Consider the following 18,078-nt stretch of genomic DNA (forward strand, 5'->3'; position numbering starts at 1 on the left):
ATCCAAAGTCCTTGCGCAACGCAATGCGCATGCCTGAACGCCCTCGGAAAGGGCGCGTTTTAAAATGCAGCAGAAAGCAGTTCGACGTTGACGATAACTAGGCTGGATAGCCGTAATAAGCCCCCATATCCGCATCCGCCTGTTCCAGCCTGGGCAAGCTGGCGCGATTGATTTCCGTATGCAGCCAGTCGTTGAGGACACAGTCTACCTCCAGATAGACCGAGGCTTCCCCGCCCTCATTTTCAACCCACTGAGTTAACCCGGGATTGAAATACCAGACTTCGCCCTCCGCCATTTGCGCCAAAGTCTCATTAATACGAAAGGACAAACCCTCGCTTAAAGAAATAGGGACCTGTAACCGCACCACGCCTTCTCTACCCACCGGATTCAGAGACTGATAGTTAGCAATCACCGTTCCCGGGTTCAAACGCATGATTCTGGCGGACACCAATGGGCATTGCAGATACTCAAGCACCCCCCGCATTTCCCCTTTGCGCCAGGACGCCGACGCGCCAGCCCCGCCAATCAGAGCATCTACAGGCAACGCATCCCAGCCGTCATCAAAATTACAGGCGCTGAATTTGCCTTCCCACAAAGTCAGCAGCAACATCTCCAGATCACGCAACAGTCCACGTACGTCAAAACTCGCGGGAAGACGCGCGCAATAGGCATTGGGAACACTATGACGACCCACTTCATTCATAATACGACACCCTTGACTGCCAGCCTGAAACAGAGAGCAGCTTCCATACGGACGCGCCACCGCCGTCGGGAGCCTCTCCCAGAACTTCACAAGCCGAAAAAGCATCCCATCCTTCGTCACTTCCTCCAGAAGCATTCAACTTGATTAAAATATAGACACATACTTTGCAAAGTGAGAAATAGGTCATGGAAACTTTTTGTTAAAGGCCAACTCCTTGTATATAAACACATCCCCTCTGTTCCCAGAGGAATAAACCGTTACCCGTACATAGAGTTACACAGAGAAGCATATTGGCGCCCATCGCCACGAATGCTCACAGTCCCGGCGCTTCATGTCGGAGTAAAAATCCTGTTGGATAAACCCAAAACAGGTCGAAGTCGATGAAGGAGGACAGCCCCCTGAACCTCTTGTGACGGTGTCAGCCCCGTCTAATCCCCCCTGCAGCTCAGGCGTTTTGCTAAACCAACGCACTTTTACGACTTATCGCCATTAAATACCGGCCATATGGCCTACCAGGATCTTACTATTTCGTAATATTTCTTATTTTTCGCGTAAGCGGCGGGAGATTTCTCGTTTTAGGATGAAGCTACCTTAAGTTTTCCGACCGCAATGCCGGTTAGATTTACCGATAGTGCGGATTGATCTGGAAAGCCGCGCCACAGGCGCACATCTCAACAGAGAAAACAACAACAGGAAACTGGCATTTATGAATAATAAGTATTTCATGAAGACTTTGCCTCTGGCGGTCTCCCTTGCGCTGGGTATCTCACAAGCACACGCGGAATTCGGCATCGGCGCCAACATTGAGTTGGACACCGATATTATCGACAGCAAAGACGGCGACACTACCTTCGAACAAGGCGGCCGTATTGAAGTGAATGTGACCGGCAAAACCGAACTCAATGGTTATTTTGTGGAAGGCAAGGGATCAGGCCTGTTGAAGAAAAACGGCGATACCGCCACCGACGACATGTGGGTGAAATTCGGTAACGAAACCTGGGATGTGCAGGCCGGCCGCTTTGAAGCCGTTAACCTGTTCCCGCTGGGTAAAGATACGGTTGTCGCGCACGCCGGCAGCGGCAAGGGCGCTTTTGTTTACGAAGCCAATATGGTTCGTGGTCGCGCAGGTGACGATGGCGGCCAGTTCGCCCTTCATGTTCGCCCCGGCTCTAACCTGAGCTTCGAGCTGGCGACCATCTGGGGAGACGCCTCGACAGCCGGTGGCGACGATGGCGATGACACTACTTCATTTTCCGGTTTCCGCCCAAGCGTCACCTACGCGGCGGACAGCTTCAGCATCACTGCGGGTTATGAGTCTCTGAGCTATGATATCGACTCCACGACAGAAGTGGATAAGTCAGGATTCGCATTAACGGGCAACATTAATCTGGGCGGAGCAAGCATCAACCTGAACGCCGCCCGCGGCGAAGACGACTCAAACGACAATACGGTCACCAGTCTGGGCGCTAACGTCACCTACGGTAATTTTGGCCTGGGCCTCGTGCACTCTGTGTCCGATATCAATGCAGACGAAGACCCAACTGTCTCCACACTTTACGTGGCGTACACTCTGCCTTTGTTCAATATTGAAAACGCCAGCATCACCTTTGCAGGCTCTACCTCCAAAGCGGACGACCTGACTGACGGCGGAGACGACGACCTCAATAAAATAAGGACTCGCATTAACTACACTTTCTAGAAGAAAGGCCACTCTCGTTCCTTCCTTTCTGTGTTGATTGCGCCGCTTCCACGTGCGGCGCTTTTTTGCGTTTACGCATCTTTAGCGTGAAGTTGGAGGCGGCTCCGCTTCACGCTTTTTTGCGCACGTTCTCCGGCTTTTTCGCCTCCTTTCGCCTCCTTTCGCCTCCTTTCGCCTCCTGAGCAAAGCCGCTTTGTTTACGTAGTACTACGCAGCTTCCAGGTATTATTTCAGTAGCCCTACGCATCCCGCCGTTCCCGATGGGAAAGTTATACTTTCAACCACACAGCGTAGGGGGTGCGCAATGGTCTTCTCAAAAGTGGTCAAGCTCAATGACATCATTTATGACAAGCACAAGATTAACGAGCTGGAGAGTTCGGTCTGCAGCCTGAACCAAATGGGCATGTTTCTGCTTCGCTCCAACAGCCAGCTGGGGCGGATCATTGACTTGCTGGAAGACTATCAGGACACCCAGGACCCACTACAGATAGCCTCCTCCGTACAGCGCGCCCTGGCTCATAGCAACCTTTCCTATGTATTTAAAATTGACTTGCCTGTACGCAGTTATATCTTCAGCAGCGACTCATTCATCTCTTTCGCTCAGGAGAAAATCATATCCCACTTATCGCAACAGACGATTCGCATGATCCATCATGAGCACTACTGGGCGGTCATTTATCCCTGCTTCACGCTCTGCGTCACATTAACGGAAGAGCAGCGGGACCAATACATCGACAATCTCTCCAGACTGGCCAGCGTCGTCAGCTTACTGATGGAAAAGATCAACGATGAAACGCTGGCCAGCCAGCATAAAGAGAAACAGAACCAGCGGAATGTCGAGCGCACGCTTAACCTGCTGGACGACATCATGGCCATCGAAAACACGCGCAGCGATTACACCATTCAGATAGTCGCAGACCTGAAATGGACCATTCAGAACGCCATTCTCAGCATGGGCCTCAATGGAGACAAAGAACATCAAATCATGGGCGTCATAGGTCGCCTGCTGAATGAGTTTGAGGAGCAACAGGCCTCCTATCGGCTGATAGAAAGCTACGTGCGCACCGCCAAGAAAAGCCTGACCGAACTCACTCTTCGTGAAGAGACAACGTTATCCGACCAACCAACCCCGCTAACCAGCGCGAACTGAGGCTCCCCTAGCAGCAAAAAAATCTGCCTTAACCGGACTCGCCTCACCGCCTCGGAGACTTCTCCAGGCGGTTTTTTTATTTCGCAGGCGTCAATAAATAACTATTAATCGGGCAGACAAATAGCTTCCTTCTATTTGACTCCAGCGACAGGGTCTGCACCTGTGCAGCGATAGACCGAGGGGTTAACAATGCTTGCTGCATTCACCAACTGTCAGCCGTCTCAATGCGCTCCGAGACTCAGATATTTGATGATGATATTGTCGACGACGTCACGGGACTTCAAGTCCTCGATCGCTTGATTGATGCGTGTATCCAGTCCCTCGTTGGCGTCAACAAGATGTCGCGACAAAGCAATCACCACTGGACGATTGACGACTTCAGCAACGATGGTCACGTCACTGAAATAGCCAAGTCGGCGCGCCTGATACATGAAGGTAATGTCTTCCGTTATCGCGCAGTCTACGCGGCCATACATAGTCAGCTTGACCAACTGCTCCGCGCCATTCACCTCCACCACGCTCTTGAAGTGCGTCATGTCCAGACTGGGAAAACGATAATTGAAACCGCGCAATACTCCCGCCTGACTACAATTTTTCAAATCATTGACAGCGCCGCCTGCTCCGGGCTCTGGCTGTTTTTTCAGGGCGAATGCAGATACCGTTGATGTATATAGCGGAGAGGATACCCACATGGCGTTGAGCGTATCTTTGTCGTTATATCCGGTGGTGGTCAGCAGACCATCCAAATGCCCCTGCCCCAGCATGAGCGTAATGCGAGGTCGGGGATAGCTTTTCAGCTCGAAACTCACACTCGCCCGGGACAATGCCTCAGACACAATCTCATAATCGATCCCCGCCGCCTTGCCGTCATCCAAATGATAAACATAAGGCTCGACTTCCTCGGCGGCGGCCAAGGTCAGTTGCAGGTTCTCAGCGCAGACTTCCCGCAGGGACAACCCTGCACAGGTCAGCAGCGCCAGGCTCGCCAGCTTCAGTGAAGACATTCGTCGCATACCGCTTTGAAATGACAAGACGTCAGGCTCATCCCTGACAGCCCGCATAAGAGTGACAGCATTTATAAAGAAGATTAGTAAGCCGCCTCAGGCTTGTCCAACGCCTGACTTGCTATACGGGGCAATGAGTCCGTAGCGCCAAGCTGGATATTTTTACCGCCGCAACTACCCTTAGGGAAAGCGCCCGAAGCCATCCATAAGAGCCCTCAAGGGCGCTGGCGACTACTGACGACCGGATGTCGGCGCGCCACAGGCCTGTGACGCCTCCTGCCGTAACATCGTGAACGCCAGACGCTCATTATAACAATGACGCCCCCAAGGAAAGCAGGGTTAAAACAATGAGAATAAAAGAGTCTTGTATAGGCATTACGATTTCCACGCTGTCTCTCGTAAGTCCCGCTCAAGCCGACAACAATAGAATTCATATCAACGGATTCGGCAATATCGTGGCCGCCACCACCTTCGATGACGAAAAGCCCTATTTTCTCTACGACGACGATATCAACTTCAAGAATGAATCTCTGATTGGCCTACAGGTCCGCGGCGATATGGGAGACAACCTTTCCGCTACCGCGCAAGTGATCGCTCGCGGTTCGGAAGACCATAACGCCGAGTTCGAATGGGCGTATGTCACATACGCGATCGACAATAACTGGACCATCAAGGCGGGACGCTTCAGAACGCCTTTTTTTGAATACAGCGATACGATTGATATCGGCTACGCCTACCACTGGGTCAGACCGCCCCCCTTTGTTTATGTCCCCTTATTCAACAATCTGGACGGCCTGAACATCACCTACGCCTCGCAAATACGTGAACTCGACTCAACATTAAACTTCTTCTACGGTTCCGTGCGGGAAGACATTCCTATCGGGCAGGTGGATCTAAAATTCGTCTACGGCGGCTCCTGGCGCATTGGCATAGACTGGATCAGCATGCGCTTCGCCTACTTCCGCTCGAAACTCTCTATTCCCGCTATTGCGCCCGGCCTGGACGCCATCCTCCCCCCAGAAGACCCTGACGCTCCACCGCCATCCGGTCCGACGGTTTCCGAAGAAGTCGCCGACGCCATTCGCGCCAATGACGATCGCGGCGCCTTTGGAAGCGTCTCGTTAAAAGTGGAATACGATAACTTTTTCGCTATAGCGGAAGTGACCAAGTCAGAAATTGAAGACAGCATTTTTCCCGATCCGCTGGGATATTACATCTCTGTCGGTTACACAATGGGCAAGTTCACGCCCCACCTCACCTATGAGGTTTTCGACACCAGCCCGAGAAGAGAAATACTTGATGAAGTGTCCGAGTCCGATTCGGTCTATTCGACGTTGGAAAACATAATAGAGGGAACGGACCAGGACAATAAGGCCATTACTATTGGCTTACGTTACGACTTTCATCACAGCGCTTCCCTAAAGTTCGACTTCAGCAAATTAAACTATGAGAAGGACGGCCCTAATCGCATTAACACCCAAATATTCAGCACTGCGATCAGTTTCGTCTTTTAAGGAGCGCCAACATGTTAAGAATCACCACTATCGTGTTTGCTCTCGTCTACCCGCTCCTGCAAGCGCAGGCGGTTGAGGCTGAAGTCGCCGTCATTGTAAACCCCAAGGCGAATCTTGATTTGAGCAATGAAGACATTCAAAAACTTTTCCTGGCCAAGCAGGCTTTTTTACCCAACGGAGAGAAAGTGACTATTGTCTCCATCGACAGCTCTTCAGCACTGTTTGAAGAGTTCTGCTCCAAAGTCGTCAACAAAGGCTCCCGACAGTTCCTCTCCTATTGGTCCAGACTCGTGTTTACTGGCAAAGCCGCTCCCATGGTCACGGCTTCCAGCAATCAGGACATTAAAGAGCTCGTGGCGAAGAACCCCAACTACGTCGGATTTATATCCGCTGCGGAGCTGGACGATACGGTTAAGGCCGTGCAGAGATACTGACGTAGCCAAAGGCGCAGATATCAACTGGCTTTCCAGGCTAATTCCATACCGTTGTCACCCATGCGCCCGCCATCATTAATACAACCGACATCGAGAAGGCGCTTCAACCTGAGTCTGCGTGCTGCTTTCGATACTTGAGCGGCGATTCGTTAAAGTACTTGGCGAACACCTCGTAGAATCGGGTGACTGAAGAAAAGCCGCTGGCGAAGGCGATCTCAATCACCTGATCCTGAGAATACAAAAGAAGGCGGCGCGCGTGGTTGACCCGTAAATCGGTGAGATATTCCAGCACAGACATTCCCACCGCTTTTCTGAACACGCTCATGGCGAAATTCTTATGCAGCCCAACCGCATCCGCCACATCCGCAATCGTGATGGGCGTTCGATAATGACTGTTAATGAACTCCACCATGCCATGAGCGTGATGCAAATGGCGACTGCGGTATTCCCCGCAACTGGCGGCCTGACTGGACTTACAGGGATTGCGCATGATCATGCGACGCAGAAACAGAGTAATCTCATCCAGCACCAGATCCTGCAGCGGACCATCCATACAGCGCAGTTCCTGCACCCAACGCTCTACGGCATCGAGGGACAATAAGTCCGATGCATTGGAGCGATAAGGCGTCCCGCGAATCAGTAAATGTTTAAACATTTCATTCGCGCACATTTCAGTGAGCAGAAACAAAGGCAGGCGCAACTGCAGCGATAACGCTTGCTCACTTGCAGAAACCAGTTGATGACGATGCAAGGCGGAAAAACAGATCACATCGCCGCTATTGAGTTCGTATATCTGGTCAAGATAACTCAACCTCATGGCGCCGGCTAACAGTATGTTGATTTCAAGATGGCAGTGTTGATGTGAGCCTCCCATGATCTCAGGCTCACCAAAATGAAAGCTGAGCGCCCCAGAGGCGTCAGTGTGCGTATTGGCGTCACGTCTGTTGTGACTGGAAGGACTTTTCATTGCTTTCCCCGTGTTATTTTTATTCAGGAATAAGCGAGACTACTCAGCAGTATCGAATTTTTGACAAATGTATTCCGAGAAATAAATTATTGGAATAAAATTTTCAAAGCGATCTGACTCAACTGTTTCTTACTTGCCAGAGTATCTCTTGCTTACTGCGTTCCAGCTGGGGGCATTTTTAGTTTTTGTTGTTTTTTTACTTCACTTTTACAGTTCCACATTCTAACTACAGTGTGAGCAAAAAAACAACAACACATCCTTTTTTTAGCCAATACATAGCTTCACACTTTAAGAAAACCATAAAAAAACCGCTTTTCTCTTTTTCAGAGAAAGCGGCTTTTTTCATATTTGCATCTCAAAAAAGAAAGAAATATTACCTATATTTTTTGACCACTTCGTCAGACTGACGAGGCGCGCTGAACACGTAATGTTTCCAGACAGGCGTTCAATGAGTGGTAATCACACTTAGCGCCAGCCTCACTCTTTTTATCCGTGACTTTAGAGTTGTCTGCATTAAGGATGCGATACCAGGCGCCATGCTGGTGATCCACAAAATGCTCCCAGGCATATTCCCAAAGGCGTTCATACCAGCGCCAATAGCCTTCGTCGCCCGTCGCCCTCGCCAACAACGCCGCAGCGGCGAAGCTCTCCGCCTGCACCCAGAAATATTTATCGTCATCACAAATACGGCGATCTGGAGCAAAGCCGTAAAACAAACCTCCCTGATGCTCATCCCAGGCGGCTTCCACTGCTTGATCGAACAGCTCGCGGGCTTTGGAGGTCAGCCAGGGTAAATCGCTATGACGGGCGAGCATCAAGAGCAGCTTGGTCCACTCAGTTTGATGCCCAGGCTGAAAGCCCCATGGCTTGAACAGGTTCTTCGGGTCGTCTTTGTTGTAGTCCCAATCGATATCCAAGTTCTCAGTAAAGTGTTCCCACACCAGTCCACTGGACTTTTCTCCAAGCTCCAGCACGACTTTTTCCGCCAGCTGAACGGCCCGCGCCAGAAAACGCGGATCTGAGGTCGCCTCATAGGCGGCGATCATCGCCTCGCAGGCATGCATGTTGGCGTTCTGACCACGGTAGTCCGACACATAATCCCAGTCTGCACTGATCTCATCCGCATACAGCCCCTGCCGCGGCTGCCAGAAATGCTCTTCCATCAGTTCCCAAACGGCGTAAAGGTCCTCCCGCGCAGAGTCTTCTCCCGCATTCACCGCCGCAGAAAACGCCAGAATCAAAAACGCATAACCGTAACAATACTGCCCCAAGTCAGCTGGCTGGTAATCCTTGAACGTCCACACATAACCCAGCGCATCCGCACGCTTGTGCGCGTGGCGCAGATAGGCCAGCCCGTGTTCGCCCCACTTCAGCCATAGCGCCCGCTCTTCTTCACTGCGAACCTCCAAAAACTGGTGCGCCTGATAAAAATTAAACGTCATCCGGCAACTGCTGACCAGATGTTTATCTCCAGGCGCAAACACGCGACCATCGTCATAGTAATTTTGGAAATAGCCACCGTTTTCGTCCAGACCCGCACGTAGATAGAAATCCAATATCTCCCGACTGTGCGCAGTCAAGAATTCCCTGCTCTTGAAATTCATTCACTCAGCTCCGACTCTCAGTTCCCACATTTAACTGCCAATACCGACTGACTTCAGACCATACCGGCAGCGCCGGAAAAGCCCCCTGCCGGCTGACCGTTAGCGCCCCACACTGAGACGCAAAACGCACCAGCGCGGCGACCTGTTGTTGTGAATGGAGCAACGCCGTCTGGTCGTCGCACTTGGACAACCCAAACAACACCGCTCCCATAAACGAATCTCCAGCCGCCGTGGTGTCCACCGCCCGCACAGGGGGCGTCGCTTCCTCTCCGGAGAACACTGAAGAAATATAACGGATAGGGTTACCGCCGTCCGTTATCAGAATCAGCTTTACCCCCTGCTGTAACCATTGCTGGCAAAGCCCCTCGGCGTCGCCATCTTCGGCGAGGTATTCCAGTTCATCCAGAGACAGCTTCAATAAGTGCGAAGCCGCCGCCAGGCGGATGATTACGGCTTTATCCGCGCCCCCCGCCGCCCACAGATTATGGCGCAGATTGACATCGAAACTGATTACGCAGCCCGCGTCTTTAGCCCTGTTTAGCGCCGTCTCAGTCACCCGGGCGATCGATGAGGTCGTGAGTGTGTTAGAGCAATAGTGAAAGACGGAAGCCCCCTCAAACCAAGCCGGGACAACCTGCTCCTCCTGTAAAACCATGTCGGCGGTGGCGTCGCGATAAAAAGAAAATGTTCGCTCTCCCGAGTCATCCAGCATGACAAAAGCCAGAGCCGTCTTCGCTGTTGGGTGACGCAACAGCTGGCTTGTGTCCACACCATACTCCTGCAGAGCCAGGGCCAGAAAACGTCCGAACTCGTCCTCCCCTACCTGCCCCGTAAAACGCGCTTCGCCTCCCAGCTTGGCGATGGCTACCGCCACGTTGGCCGGCGCGCCGCCAGGAAACTGCTTGAATTTGCGCAAACGCAGAGGCGCTTCCTCATCCTGCCCGATATTCAGAAAATCGATGAGAGCCTCACCAAAACAAACGACTGTGCTCATATTTTTATTCCACTAACTCATTCCGGGGCTAAACATTATAGGTCGAAGTCGGCGATCGATTTATTAACATGGCAATGACATTGGCATGTTAAAAGCCAGGCGTATGAATGCGCCTGCGCGACGGCTGACAGAGCCTGACATGCGCCGGCCCTGTCGTTGCAGACAAATAGAAGGAAGCTATTCGTCCGCCTGATTAATATCACCGAAAATGCCCTGGTTATACAGGTCTTCGTTTCAGGCGTCTCCTACCAAAGCACAGCTTTTCCGATACTTTTGCGGCGACTCGCCAAAGTATTTCGCGAAGACTTCATAAAATCGGGTAACGGAAGAAAAACCGCTGGCGTAAGCGATCTGCGTCACCTGCTCGCCAGTGTATTGCAACATACGACGAGCATGATGGACACGCAGAGTCGTCAGGTATTCCAGAATCGACATCCCCAAGGTCTTTTTGAACAAAGTCATGGCGAAATTCTTGTGCAAACCGACATGATCCGCCACGTCACAGACATTAATAGACGAGTGGTAATGATCATTGATGAACTGCAGCATCACAGGAATATGCTGACTGACTTTGAGCCCGGACACGCCCGCAATCTGTTGATCCAGAGGCGTGTAACAGGCGTCTTTGAACAGACGGCGCAACAATAGAGTGATCTCATCCAGAATAAGATCGTCCAACGCAGGGTCGCGCAGCTTCAGCTCAGACAGCCAGCGCTCCAGCACCTTGTCGTCCGCCAACCCCACGCAACGAGCGCGACAGGGAACGCCATGAAACAACTGTTGTTTGACGCCGCAGGATAGCTGCAGATTGAATAGGGCGAAAAGAGGAAGTCGGAAGCTGTACGCCACCGCATCGTCGCTAACAACGCCGAACTGATGAAAATGCAGCGCGGAATAACACAAGAGATCCCCGGCGAACAATTTCAGAGTCTGTTGCCCATACAGCATCTCAACGCTGCCGCAGGTCAGTATTAGAATTTCTAGATGACTGTGCTGATGCGCCGTCGTCATGGCTTCCGGCCGGTGGCGCTCGCCTTCCAGCTCAAAACCATAAGGATGGCTGTCACGGCCAAAGGAATGACCAATCATCGCTTCACCCCCTAATTATTTTTATTCAGGTAAAAGCACGCCCGTGGAGCCATTACTGATGGTATTCAGTATGCGCCCTGGGCTTAATATTTATCTGTGAACGCAAAAAACGCCCGGAGCCTGATTCGCAGCAGCGCTCCGGGTTAAAAAGCTCTAACCGATGCGAGCTTGAGTGTCGACATCGAAGAAGACGGCTTTGGACAAGTCCAGCATCAGGTTCATTTTTTCACCCAGCCTTCCTGCGCTATCCGGCGCGACCCGGCAGCTGACTTCAGTACCGTTCAGATGAATGTGCATCACAGTGTCCGGCCCGGTCGGCTCCACCATTTCAATCTCCGCCTCCAGCACCATGACGTCAGGACGCTCCACTTCATGCGGATTGACCTGGGTCACCCGTTCAGGACGCAAACCAAGGGTGACCTGTTTACCGACGTAACCGGACAGGCAGTCGCCACGCTCGCCCAAGGGCAGACTGTAAGTACGACCGTCGCGGGTAGTAACCTTCGCCACCAGACCGCCGCCTTCGTTTAGGATCTGCACAGGAACGAAGTTCATCGCCGGCGATCCCATAAAACCCGCCACGAAGATATTGGCGGGCTCATCGTAAATCTCCTGGGGCGTGCCGAACTGTTGCACGACGCCGTCTTTCATGACCGCTATGCGGTCCGCCAGCGTCATGGCTTCGATCTGATCGTGAGTAACGTAGACAATGGTGGTGCCCAGGTTTTGGTGAAGCTTTTTGATCTCAGTCCGCATCTCCACACGCAGCTTGGCGTCCAGGTTACTCAGAGGCTCGTCAAACAGGTAGATTTTCGGTTTGCGCGCCAGCGCACGGCCCATCGCCACACGCTGACGCTGGCCGCCGGAAAGCTGGGAAGGCTTCCGATCCAGCAAGTGCTCGATCTGCAGCATCTTCGCTACCCGTTCAACTTCCTGCATACGTTCTTCTTTAGGCACCTTCCGCATTTCCAGACCGAACGCGATGTTGTCGCGCACGTTCATGCTCGGGTACAACGCATAGCTTTGGAATACCATGGCGATATCGCGATCTTTCGGGCTGCGCCCGGAAACATCTTCGCCGCCGATGCAAATTGCGCCGTCAGTAATCTCCTCCAGCCCCGCAATGCTATTCATGAGGGTGGATTTACCGCAGCCGGATGGACCAACCAGGATCAAAAACTCACCGTTTTCGATGCTGATGTTAATACCTTTCAGGACTTCCGTTTTTCCGCCGTAGGTCTTACGAACGTTTTGAATTTCTAATGCAGCCATTTAAGTTAACCTCGAAACTGTCTGTGTTCTTGCGTGAAAGGCGGCGGCGCGCCTAGCCTTTCACAGACCCGGCGGTCAGTCCTCTGACGAAGTATTTGCCGGCCAGTACATAAACCAATAGGGTGGGCAGACCCGCGATAATCGCCGCAGCCATGTGCACGTTGTACTCCTTCACACCGGTAGAGGTGTTGACCAGATTATTCAACGCAACCGTGATCGGCTGAGTATCGCCGCTGCCGTAGACAACGCCGAACAGGAAGTCGTTCCAGATTTGCGTGGTCTGCCAAATGATCGTCACAACGATGATCGGGCCGGAAATAGGCAGCAAAATACGCCAGAAGATAGTAAAGAAACCTGCGCCATCCAGTTGCGCGGCTTTCACCAGCTCCCCTGGAATATTGATATAGAAGTTACGGAAAAACAGGGTCGTAAACGCCATGCCGTAGACGATATGGACAAAAACCAGGCCTGTCGTAGAGTTGGCGAGACCAAGCAGTCCCAACGTCTGCGCCATCGGCAGCAGCACAACCTGAAAGGGAATAAAGCACCCGAACAGCAAAAGACCGAACAACAGTTCACTGCCACGGAACTTCCACTTGGTGAAAACATAGCCGTTCAATGCGCCAAGAAAAGTGGAGATCAACACCGCCGGCACGACGATCTGAACCGAGTTCCAAAAGTAGCTTTCCACCCCTTCGCAGCGAATGCCGGTACATGCTCCGCTCCAGGCTTTGGACCAAGCGTCGAGGACAAACTCCTTCGGCAGAGAAATCAGGTTGCCGCTGCGGATATCGTCCATGGTCTTGAACGAAGTCAGCACCATGACCAGCAGAGGCAACAGGTAGAACAACGCGGCGGTAAGCAGCAGCGCATAGATCACGCCGCGATTAATACGACTCCAATTAAAGGAGGATGGCGCAGTTTGACTAGCCATTGCGGGACCCTCTCAACTCGGAATACAAATAAGGAATCAGGATGGCCAGTACGCCGCCCAACATTAGCATTGCACTCGCTGACCCCAGCCCAATCTGGCTGCGAGTAAAGGAATGCGCATACATAAAGGTCGCCGGCAAGTCGGTGGAATAGCCGGGGCCGCCGCCAGTCATAGCCGCAACCAAGTCGAAGCTCTTGATAGCGATATGGGACAGAATGATGAACGCACTGAAAAATACCGGACGCAGGCTCGGCAGAATAATACGACGATATATCTTCGGCATGCTTGCGCCATCAATCTGCGCCGCCTGAATAATCGAGCTGTCGATGCCGCGCAAACCCGCCAGGAACATCGCCATAACGAAGCCTGAGGACTGCCATACGGCTGCGATCACCAGTGTGTAAATCGCCATATCCGGGTCCACGATCCAGTCAAAGGTGAAGCTTTCAAAGCCCATGTCGCGCACCACCTTCTCCAGTCCCAACCCAGGGTTCAACATCCATTTCCAAGCGGTGCCGGTAACGATGAAAGACAAGGCCATGGGATACAGATAGATGGTCCTGATAGCGCCTTCCTGACGGATCTTCTGATCCAGCAGTATCGCCAAAAACACACCTAAAGCGAGGCAGACCAGGATGAACAATCCGCCAAACACCCCTAGATTGGTGCAAGCCACCAACCAGCGGTCGTTCTCAAACAGCTTTTCATATTGAAGCAACCCGACAAAATCATACGATGGCAGGAAACGCGAATTGGTCATAGACAGGACCGCCGTCCAGATGATGTAGCCGTAGATAAAGACCAGCATCATGACGAACGTTGGAGCCAGCACCATTTTTGGCAGCCAGCGCTCCAACCAGGCGAGACCGCCTTTCGCTTTTGCAGTTGCTTCGGGACGATCGTGTGCGCCCATGGATATCGCCCTCATGGTTCCCCTCGTTAAAGGCAAGTTTAGGATAGAGATAGGGGTTGCGCGCGCAAACCAGAGAGTTCGCGCGCGCCAAGCCGTTTACATAGCTGCTTTAACAGCCTGCGCCAGCTTGTTCACCGCGTCTTTAGCGGATTGACTATCGTCATTGAAGAAGTTGGTGACGACGTCATAGATTGCGCCCTGAATGTAGGACGTAGTGGACATGCCATGGGCCATACTGGGCGCCAGGTCGCCAGTGGAAGCGGCTGCATTGAAGGCGTCCATAGAAGCCTCCGCACAGCTGTCGAACTTGTCGCGAGCCATGCCGCTGCGTACTGGTATAGAGCCTTTGTTCAGGTTAAAGGTTTCCTGAAAGGTCGGCTCCATGATCAGACGCGCCATGGTGTTCTGTGCTTTGACATTGTCGTCGCTGTTCAGTTTGAACATAGCGAAGCTGTCAATGTTAAAGGTGAAATGACCGGAAGTGCCGGGAGCAGGCAGACACATATAGTCTACGCCAGGCTTCTTGCCTGCCGCAGTGAACTCGCCCTTGGCCCAGTCGCCCATCACCTGCATCGCAGCTTTACCATTGATGACCATGGAAGTGGCGATGTTCCAGTCGCGACCAGCGGCGTCTTTGTCGATGTACTTGCGCATGTTCTTGAAGGTTTCGAAGATTTTGACCATCTTCTCGCTCTTCAGCGTGTCGGCGTCGTGCTCAACAAAGGCCTTGTTATAGAACTCTGTGCCGCCCATACCCAAAGCAATGGCTTCGAACAAAGTGGCGTCCTGCCATGCCTGACCGCCGTGCGCCAGCGGAATGAAGCCCGCTTTCTGAATAGCGTCAGCCGCTGCTGGGAATTCTTCCCAAGTAGTAGGGATGCCTACGCCCGCTTTACGGAAAACATCCGGGTTGGCCCACAGCCAGTTAACCCGATGTACGTTTACCGGCACAGCGACGTAGTGATTTTCATATTTCATGACGTTGGAAACGACTTCTGGGAGCAGTGTGTCCCAGTTCCCGGCTTTGGCGACGGAGTCCAGGTTCGCCAACAAACCGAGGTTCGCCCACTCCTGAATTTCCAGACCTTTGATCTGGGCCGCAGCAGGTGGGTTTCCAGATACGGCTCGTGATTTCAGAACGGTCATGGCGCTTTCCCCGCCACCCCCGGCAACCGCAAAGTCTTTCCAGGTGTGCCCTTCTTTCTCCAACAAGCCTTTCAGTACGGCGACAGAGGCCGCTTCACCGCCGGAAGTCCACCAATGGAGAACTTCAACTTCGCCCGCCTGTGCTGAAGTTGCTGCTGCGATGCCAGAAAGAACGATAGGAGCTAGAGCTTTTTTGATTCGTTTCATGACCAAACCTACTGTTTATTGTTGTTTAAATAAAAGGTTCGCCATTCCCGATTGAATATTCCCGATGGGATATTTAGGAAGGCTGAAAACCTCTGATTACGCTCAAAGGTTCACTCAGTATAGGGGGGGAAATACGGGGGCGGGGTAAGATAGAGCAACCTAATGTAACAAAACCTTAAAAACCTTGCAGCTTCCCAACAGCCACAATTAACAGGAGTTTAGCTTGCAGCGGGCCAGACTCAGGCTTCCTTATATTGCCTGGGAAGCCAGACTTCAACGACGAAGCCGCCCTGCTCATGGTTCCTGACTTTCAGCCGTCCACCGTGAGCATGAATAATATTGCGGGCGATGCTTAAACCAAGCCCCGAACCACCAGTGTTACGATTGCGGGACTTTTCTAACCTTACGTAAGGTTCGAAGATCCGGTCCTGCTCCATTTCAGGCACGCCCGGGCCGAAATCCCGTACAGCCACATGCACGCCTTCCTGCACGTCCTCCAGAAACACTTCCGCCTGATGTCCATAAAACAGCGCATTATCGATAATGTTACTGAACGCGCGCTTGAGCGCCAGAGGCTTGCCCCAGAACGGCTGCTCCAGCACACCGGATAAGGTTACCTTCTTGCGTTGCAGGTCGGCGCCTTCGCAAATTTGCTGTAGTAGATAATGCAGATCAATATTGACAGGATTCTCATGCACGGTTGTGTCTTTAACGCATTGCAAAGCGCCGTGAACCATGTGGTCCAGATCTTCCAGATCCTGAATAAACTTGCCGCGCAGCCCATCGTCGTCCAACATTTCCGCACGTAAACGCAGACGTGTGATCGGCGTTTTCAGATCATGGGAAATAGCAGAGAACAGGGTTTCCCGATCCTGAATGTAACGTTGAATTCGCTCCTGCATAGCGTTAAATGTACGCGCCGCCGCTACAACCTCCGTGCTCCCCTCTTCCGGCAGCGGGGGGCGCTCTATATCCTTGCCCAGTTCATCCGCAGCCCGCGACAAAAGCTTCAGCGGACGGGTCAACCAGCGCACCAACACAAACAGGGACAACACCACCAGGATCACTGTGATGCCCATAAACCAGAGGCGCTCGGCCGGCAGATAATCGCCTTCGATAAGCCCATCCGGGGTAGGCAGCAGTGTCGCGAGATATAACCATTCGTCTTTCTCCAAGCCTATCTGCACCACCAGTATCGGCGTTTTCTGGGGATGCAGCAGCAGACTGTGATGTCCCCATCCCGGCGGCAGGTCCAGCAGTCGAATGTCGTTATTGAAAACATGTAGAGATTCAGCAAATGAAAACTCGGAAATGATTTCCACCTGACGTCCCAGTTCCCGCTGCAGAACGGAGTCGACTTCCTCCAGCACCCATCGCTTTAAATCGGTATCCGGCGTTGGACTGATGTTGATCAGTTCGCTATTGAAGGTGACGAAAAAGCGCGATCCGCCCATGCGTCGCAACTGGTCCAATACGATATGACGGTATTCCACCGGTAAGGATTTAAAGAAGCGAACAGTGGAAGCAATGCTGAACGCCAAATGGTTGGACATGCTCAGCACATTTTCCTGATTGCGGGTTTTGATCTGCGACACCCATATCAAACTGGACAGCGCTTGCGCAGCCAGAACGGCGATCACTAATACAATCACCATGCGCGATAATAAAGACCGCGGAGCCAGACGCGTCAGTCCTCGGCGCGCGCCTCGCTTAATCCCCATATTCGCGCTCAACCGGAACCGCTAAGACATAGCCGGAGCCGCGCACGGTCTTGATCAGGGTGGGATTCTTGGCGTCGTCGCCCAAGCGCTGCCGCAAACGACTCATATGCACGTCGATACTGCGATCCAGCGGCGAGCACTCGCGCCCATGCAATACATCGGAAATTTCATCCCGACTTAACACCTCATTGCCTTTTTCCAGAAACAGGCATAGTAAAGTGTAGTCGGCGCCGCTAATGGCGCTCTTGTCGCCGTTAGGTTGCACCAACATGCGGGACGTAGTGTCCAGAACCAGATTACCAAACCGGTACACCTTGGGCTGGCCGGAAGGCGCGTTTTGCTTGGGCTGCACCCTGCGCAGTATCGCCTTCATGCGCGCCAGCAGTTCGCGGGGATTGAATGGTTTAGCGATATAGTCGTCAGCCCCCATTTCCAAACCGACTATCCGGTCCGTATCGTCGGCATTGGCGGTCAACATGATGATGGGGACGGTGGAGGATTTACGTAACCGCTGACAAATAGTGAAACCATCATCACCGGGTAGCATGATGTCCAGAATAATCAGGTCCGGCGCCTCATCCTCCAACAGCTTGAACAACGCTTCACCGTCTTCCGCCGGTGATACGTCAAAACCGTTTTTAGAAAGATACTGGCTCAGCAATTGCCGAATTTCCAGATCGTCGTCAACAACGACTATATGCTTGTTTTTGTGGGTCATCGCTGCTTA

Annotated in this window: 16 protein-coding genes; 4 read left to right on the forward strand and 12 right to left on the reverse strand. The window is 52.5% G+C overall.

What is annotated here, in order from left to right; all coding sequences use genetic code 11:
• Nucleotides 1-97: 97 nt before the first annotated feature.
• A complete protein-coding gene (locus tag AC2IBB_RS29930; protein ID WP_486330315.1) occupies nt 98-703 on the reverse strand; it encodes an aspartyl/asparaginyl beta-hydroxylase domain-containing protein in 606 nt (201 codons plus the stop codon).
• 706 nt (nt 704-1,409) lie between these two features.
• Between AC2IBB_RS29930 and AC2IBB_RS29935 the strand changes: the two genes are divergently transcribed.
• Entirely contained in the window at nt 1,410-2,402 is a 993-nt protein-coding gene (locus AC2IBB_RS29935; RefSeq protein ID WP_486330316.1) for a carbohydrate porin, read from the forward strand.
• Nucleotides 2,403-2,706: 304 nt separating this feature from the next.
• Nucleotides 2,707-3,552, forward strand: a complete 846-nt coding sequence (locus AC2IBB_RS29940) for a hypothetical protein (RefSeq protein WP_486330317.1) — start codon at nt 2,707-2,709, stop codon at nt 3,550-3,552.
• 221 nt (nt 3,553-3,773) lie between these two features.
• Here AC2IBB_RS29940 and AC2IBB_RS29945 read toward each other — a convergent pair whose 3' ends face one another.
• Complete coding sequence (locus AC2IBB_RS29945) at nt 3,774-4,556, reverse strand: substrate-binding periplasmic protein (protein WP_486330318.1); 783 nt, start codon at nt 4,554-4,556, stop codon at nt 3,774-3,776.
• 347 nt (nt 4,557-4,903) lie between these two features.
• Here AC2IBB_RS29945 and AC2IBB_RS29950 point away from each other — a divergent pair, with 347 nt between their 5' ends.
• Both AC2IBB_RS29950 and AC2IBB_RS29955 read left to right on the forward strand, forming a co-directional pair.
• Complete coding sequence (locus tag AC2IBB_RS29950; RefSeq protein WP_486330319.1) at nt 4,904-6,070, forward strand: hypothetical protein; 1,167 nt, start codon at nt 4,904-4,906, stop codon at nt 6,068-6,070.
• A gap of 11 nt (nt 6,071-6,081) precedes the next feature.
• On the forward strand, nt 6,082-6,504 hold the full coding sequence (locus AC2IBB_RS29955; protein ID WP_486330320.1) for a type 2 periplasmic-binding domain-containing protein: 423 nt from the start codon (nt 6,082-6,084) through the stop codon (nt 6,502-6,504).
• Between the two features lie 103 nt (nt 6,505-6,607).
• Here the strand turns inward: AC2IBB_RS29955 and AC2IBB_RS29960 are convergent, their stop codons facing one another.
• From AC2IBB_RS29960 to AC2IBB_RS30005, 10 genes are all read right to left on the reverse strand, one after another.
• Complete coding sequence (locus tag AC2IBB_RS29960) at nt 6,608-7,471, reverse strand: helix-turn-helix domain-containing protein (protein ID WP_486330321.1); 864 nt, start codon at nt 7,469-7,471, stop codon at nt 6,608-6,610.
• Nucleotides 7,472-7,869: 398 nt separating this feature from the next.
• Nucleotides 7,870-9,075 carry an AGE family epimerase/isomerase gene (locus AC2IBB_RS29965; protein ID WP_486330322.1) on the reverse strand — a complete coding sequence of 402 codons (1,206 nt, stop codon included), beginning with the start codon at nt 9,073-9,075 and terminating at the stop codon, nt 7,870-7,872.
• A gap of 4 nt (nt 9,076-9,079) precedes the next feature.
• On the reverse strand, nt 9,080-10,069 hold the full coding sequence (locus tag AC2IBB_RS29970; RefSeq protein ID WP_486330323.1) for a carbohydrate kinase family protein: 990 nt from the start codon (nt 10,067-10,069) through the stop codon (nt 9,080-9,082).
• A gap of 234 nt (nt 10,070-10,303) precedes the next feature.
• Nucleotides 10,304-11,158, reverse strand: a complete 855-nt coding sequence (locus tag AC2IBB_RS29975; RefSeq protein WP_486330324.1) for a helix-turn-helix domain-containing protein — start codon at nt 11,156-11,158, stop codon at nt 10,304-10,306.
• A gap of 153 nt (nt 11,159-11,311) precedes the next feature.
• Nucleotides 11,312-12,430: an ABC transporter ATP-binding protein gene (locus AC2IBB_RS29980; RefSeq protein ID WP_486330325.1), complete on the reverse strand. Its 1,119-nt coding sequence runs from the start codon at nt 12,428-12,430 to the stop codon at nt 11,312-11,314.
• Nucleotides 12,431-12,482: 52 nt separating this feature from the next.
• The gene (locus AC2IBB_RS29985; protein WP_486330326.1) at nt 12,483-13,364 is read right to left on the reverse strand and encodes a carbohydrate ABC transporter permease; all 882 of its coding nucleotides are present in this window, start codon (nt 13,362-13,364) and stop codon (nt 12,483-12,485) included.
• A complete protein-coding gene (locus AC2IBB_RS29990; protein WP_148212670.1) occupies nt 13,357-14,277 on the reverse strand; it encodes a carbohydrate ABC transporter permease in 921 nt (306 codons plus the stop codon). The genes AC2IBB_RS29985 and AC2IBB_RS29990 overlap by 8 nt, the downstream gene beginning before the upstream one ends.
• Before the next feature lie 96 nt (nt 14,278-14,373).
• Entirely contained in the window at nt 14,374-15,630 is a 1,257-nt protein-coding gene (locus tag AC2IBB_RS29995; protein WP_486330327.1) for an ABC transporter substrate-binding protein, read from the reverse strand.
• A gap of 239 nt (nt 15,631-15,869) precedes the next feature.
• Nucleotides 15,870-17,285, reverse strand: coding sequence for an ATP-binding protein (locus tag AC2IBB_RS30000; RefSeq protein ID WP_486330328.1), 1,416 nt, complete (start codon nt 17,283-17,285; stop codon nt 15,870-15,872).
• A 55-nt stretch (nt 17,286-17,340) separates the two neighbouring features.
• The gene (locus tag AC2IBB_RS30005; protein WP_486330329.1) at nt 17,341-18,069 is read right to left on the reverse strand and encodes a response regulator; all 729 of its coding nucleotides are present in this window, start codon (nt 18,067-18,069) and stop codon (nt 17,341-17,343) included.
• Nucleotides 18,070-18,078: the final 9 nt, after the last annotated feature.

Source organism: Hahella sp. NS-SX17 (assembly GCF_057367735.1).

Coding starts and splice junctions, on each gene's coding strand:
- AC2IBB_RS29935 (WP_486330316.1), top strand. CDS start 1,410: ATGAATAATAAGTATTTCATGAAGACTTTGCCTCTGGCGGTCTCCCTT.
- AC2IBB_RS29930 (WP_486330315.1), bottom strand. CDS start 703: ATGAATGAAGTGGGTCGTCATAGTGTTCCCAATGCCTATTGCGCGCGT.
- AC2IBB_RS29950 (WP_486330319.1), top strand. CDS start 4,904: ATGAGAATAAAAGAGTCTTGTATAGGCATTACGATTTCCACGCTGTCT.
- AC2IBB_RS29975 (WP_486330324.1), bottom strand. CDS start 11,158: ATGATTGGTCATTCCTTTGGCCGTGACAGCCATCCTTATGGTTTTGAG.
- AC2IBB_RS30000 (WP_486330328.1), bottom strand. CDS start 17,285: ATGGTGATTGTATTAGTGATCGCCGTTCTGGCTGCGCAAGCGCTGTCC.
- AC2IBB_RS29985 (WP_486330326.1), bottom strand. CDS start 13,364: ATGGCTAGTCAAACTGCGCCATCCTCCTTTAATTGGAGTCGTATTAAT.
- AC2IBB_RS29970 (WP_486330323.1), bottom strand. CDS start 10,069: ATGAGCACAGTCGTTTGTTTTGGTGAGGCTCTCATCGATTTTCTGAAT.
- AC2IBB_RS29945 (WP_486330318.1), bottom strand. CDS start 4,556: ATGTCTTCACTGAAGCTGGCGAGCCTGGCGCTGCTGACCTGTGCAGGG.
- AC2IBB_RS29980 (WP_486330325.1), bottom strand. CDS start 12,430: ATGGCTGCATTAGAAATTCAAAACGTTCGTAAGACCTACGGCGGAAAA.
- AC2IBB_RS30005 (WP_486330329.1), bottom strand. CDS start 18,069: ATGACCCACAAAAACAAGCATATAGTCGTTGTTGACGACGATCTGGAA.
- AC2IBB_RS29940 (WP_486330317.1), top strand. CDS start 2,707: ATGGTCTTCTCAAAAGTGGTCAAGCTCAATGACATCATTTATGACAAG.
- AC2IBB_RS29990 (WP_148212670.1), bottom strand. CDS start 14,277: ATGGGCGCACACGATCGTCCCGAAGCAACTGCAAAAGCGAAAGGCGGT.
- AC2IBB_RS29960 (WP_486330321.1), bottom strand. CDS start 7,471: ATGAAAAGTCCTTCCAGTCACAACAGACGTGACGCCAATACGCACACT.
- AC2IBB_RS29995 (WP_486330327.1), bottom strand. CDS start 15,630: ATGAAACGAATCAAAAAAGCTCTAGCTCCTATCGTTCTTTCTGGCATC.
- AC2IBB_RS29955 (WP_486330320.1), top strand. CDS start 6,082: ATGTTAAGAATCACCACTATCGTGTTTGCTCTCGTCTACCCGCTCCTG.
- AC2IBB_RS29965 (WP_486330322.1), bottom strand. CDS start 9,075: ATGAATTTCAAGAGCAGGGAATTCTTGACTGCGCACAGTCGGGAGATA.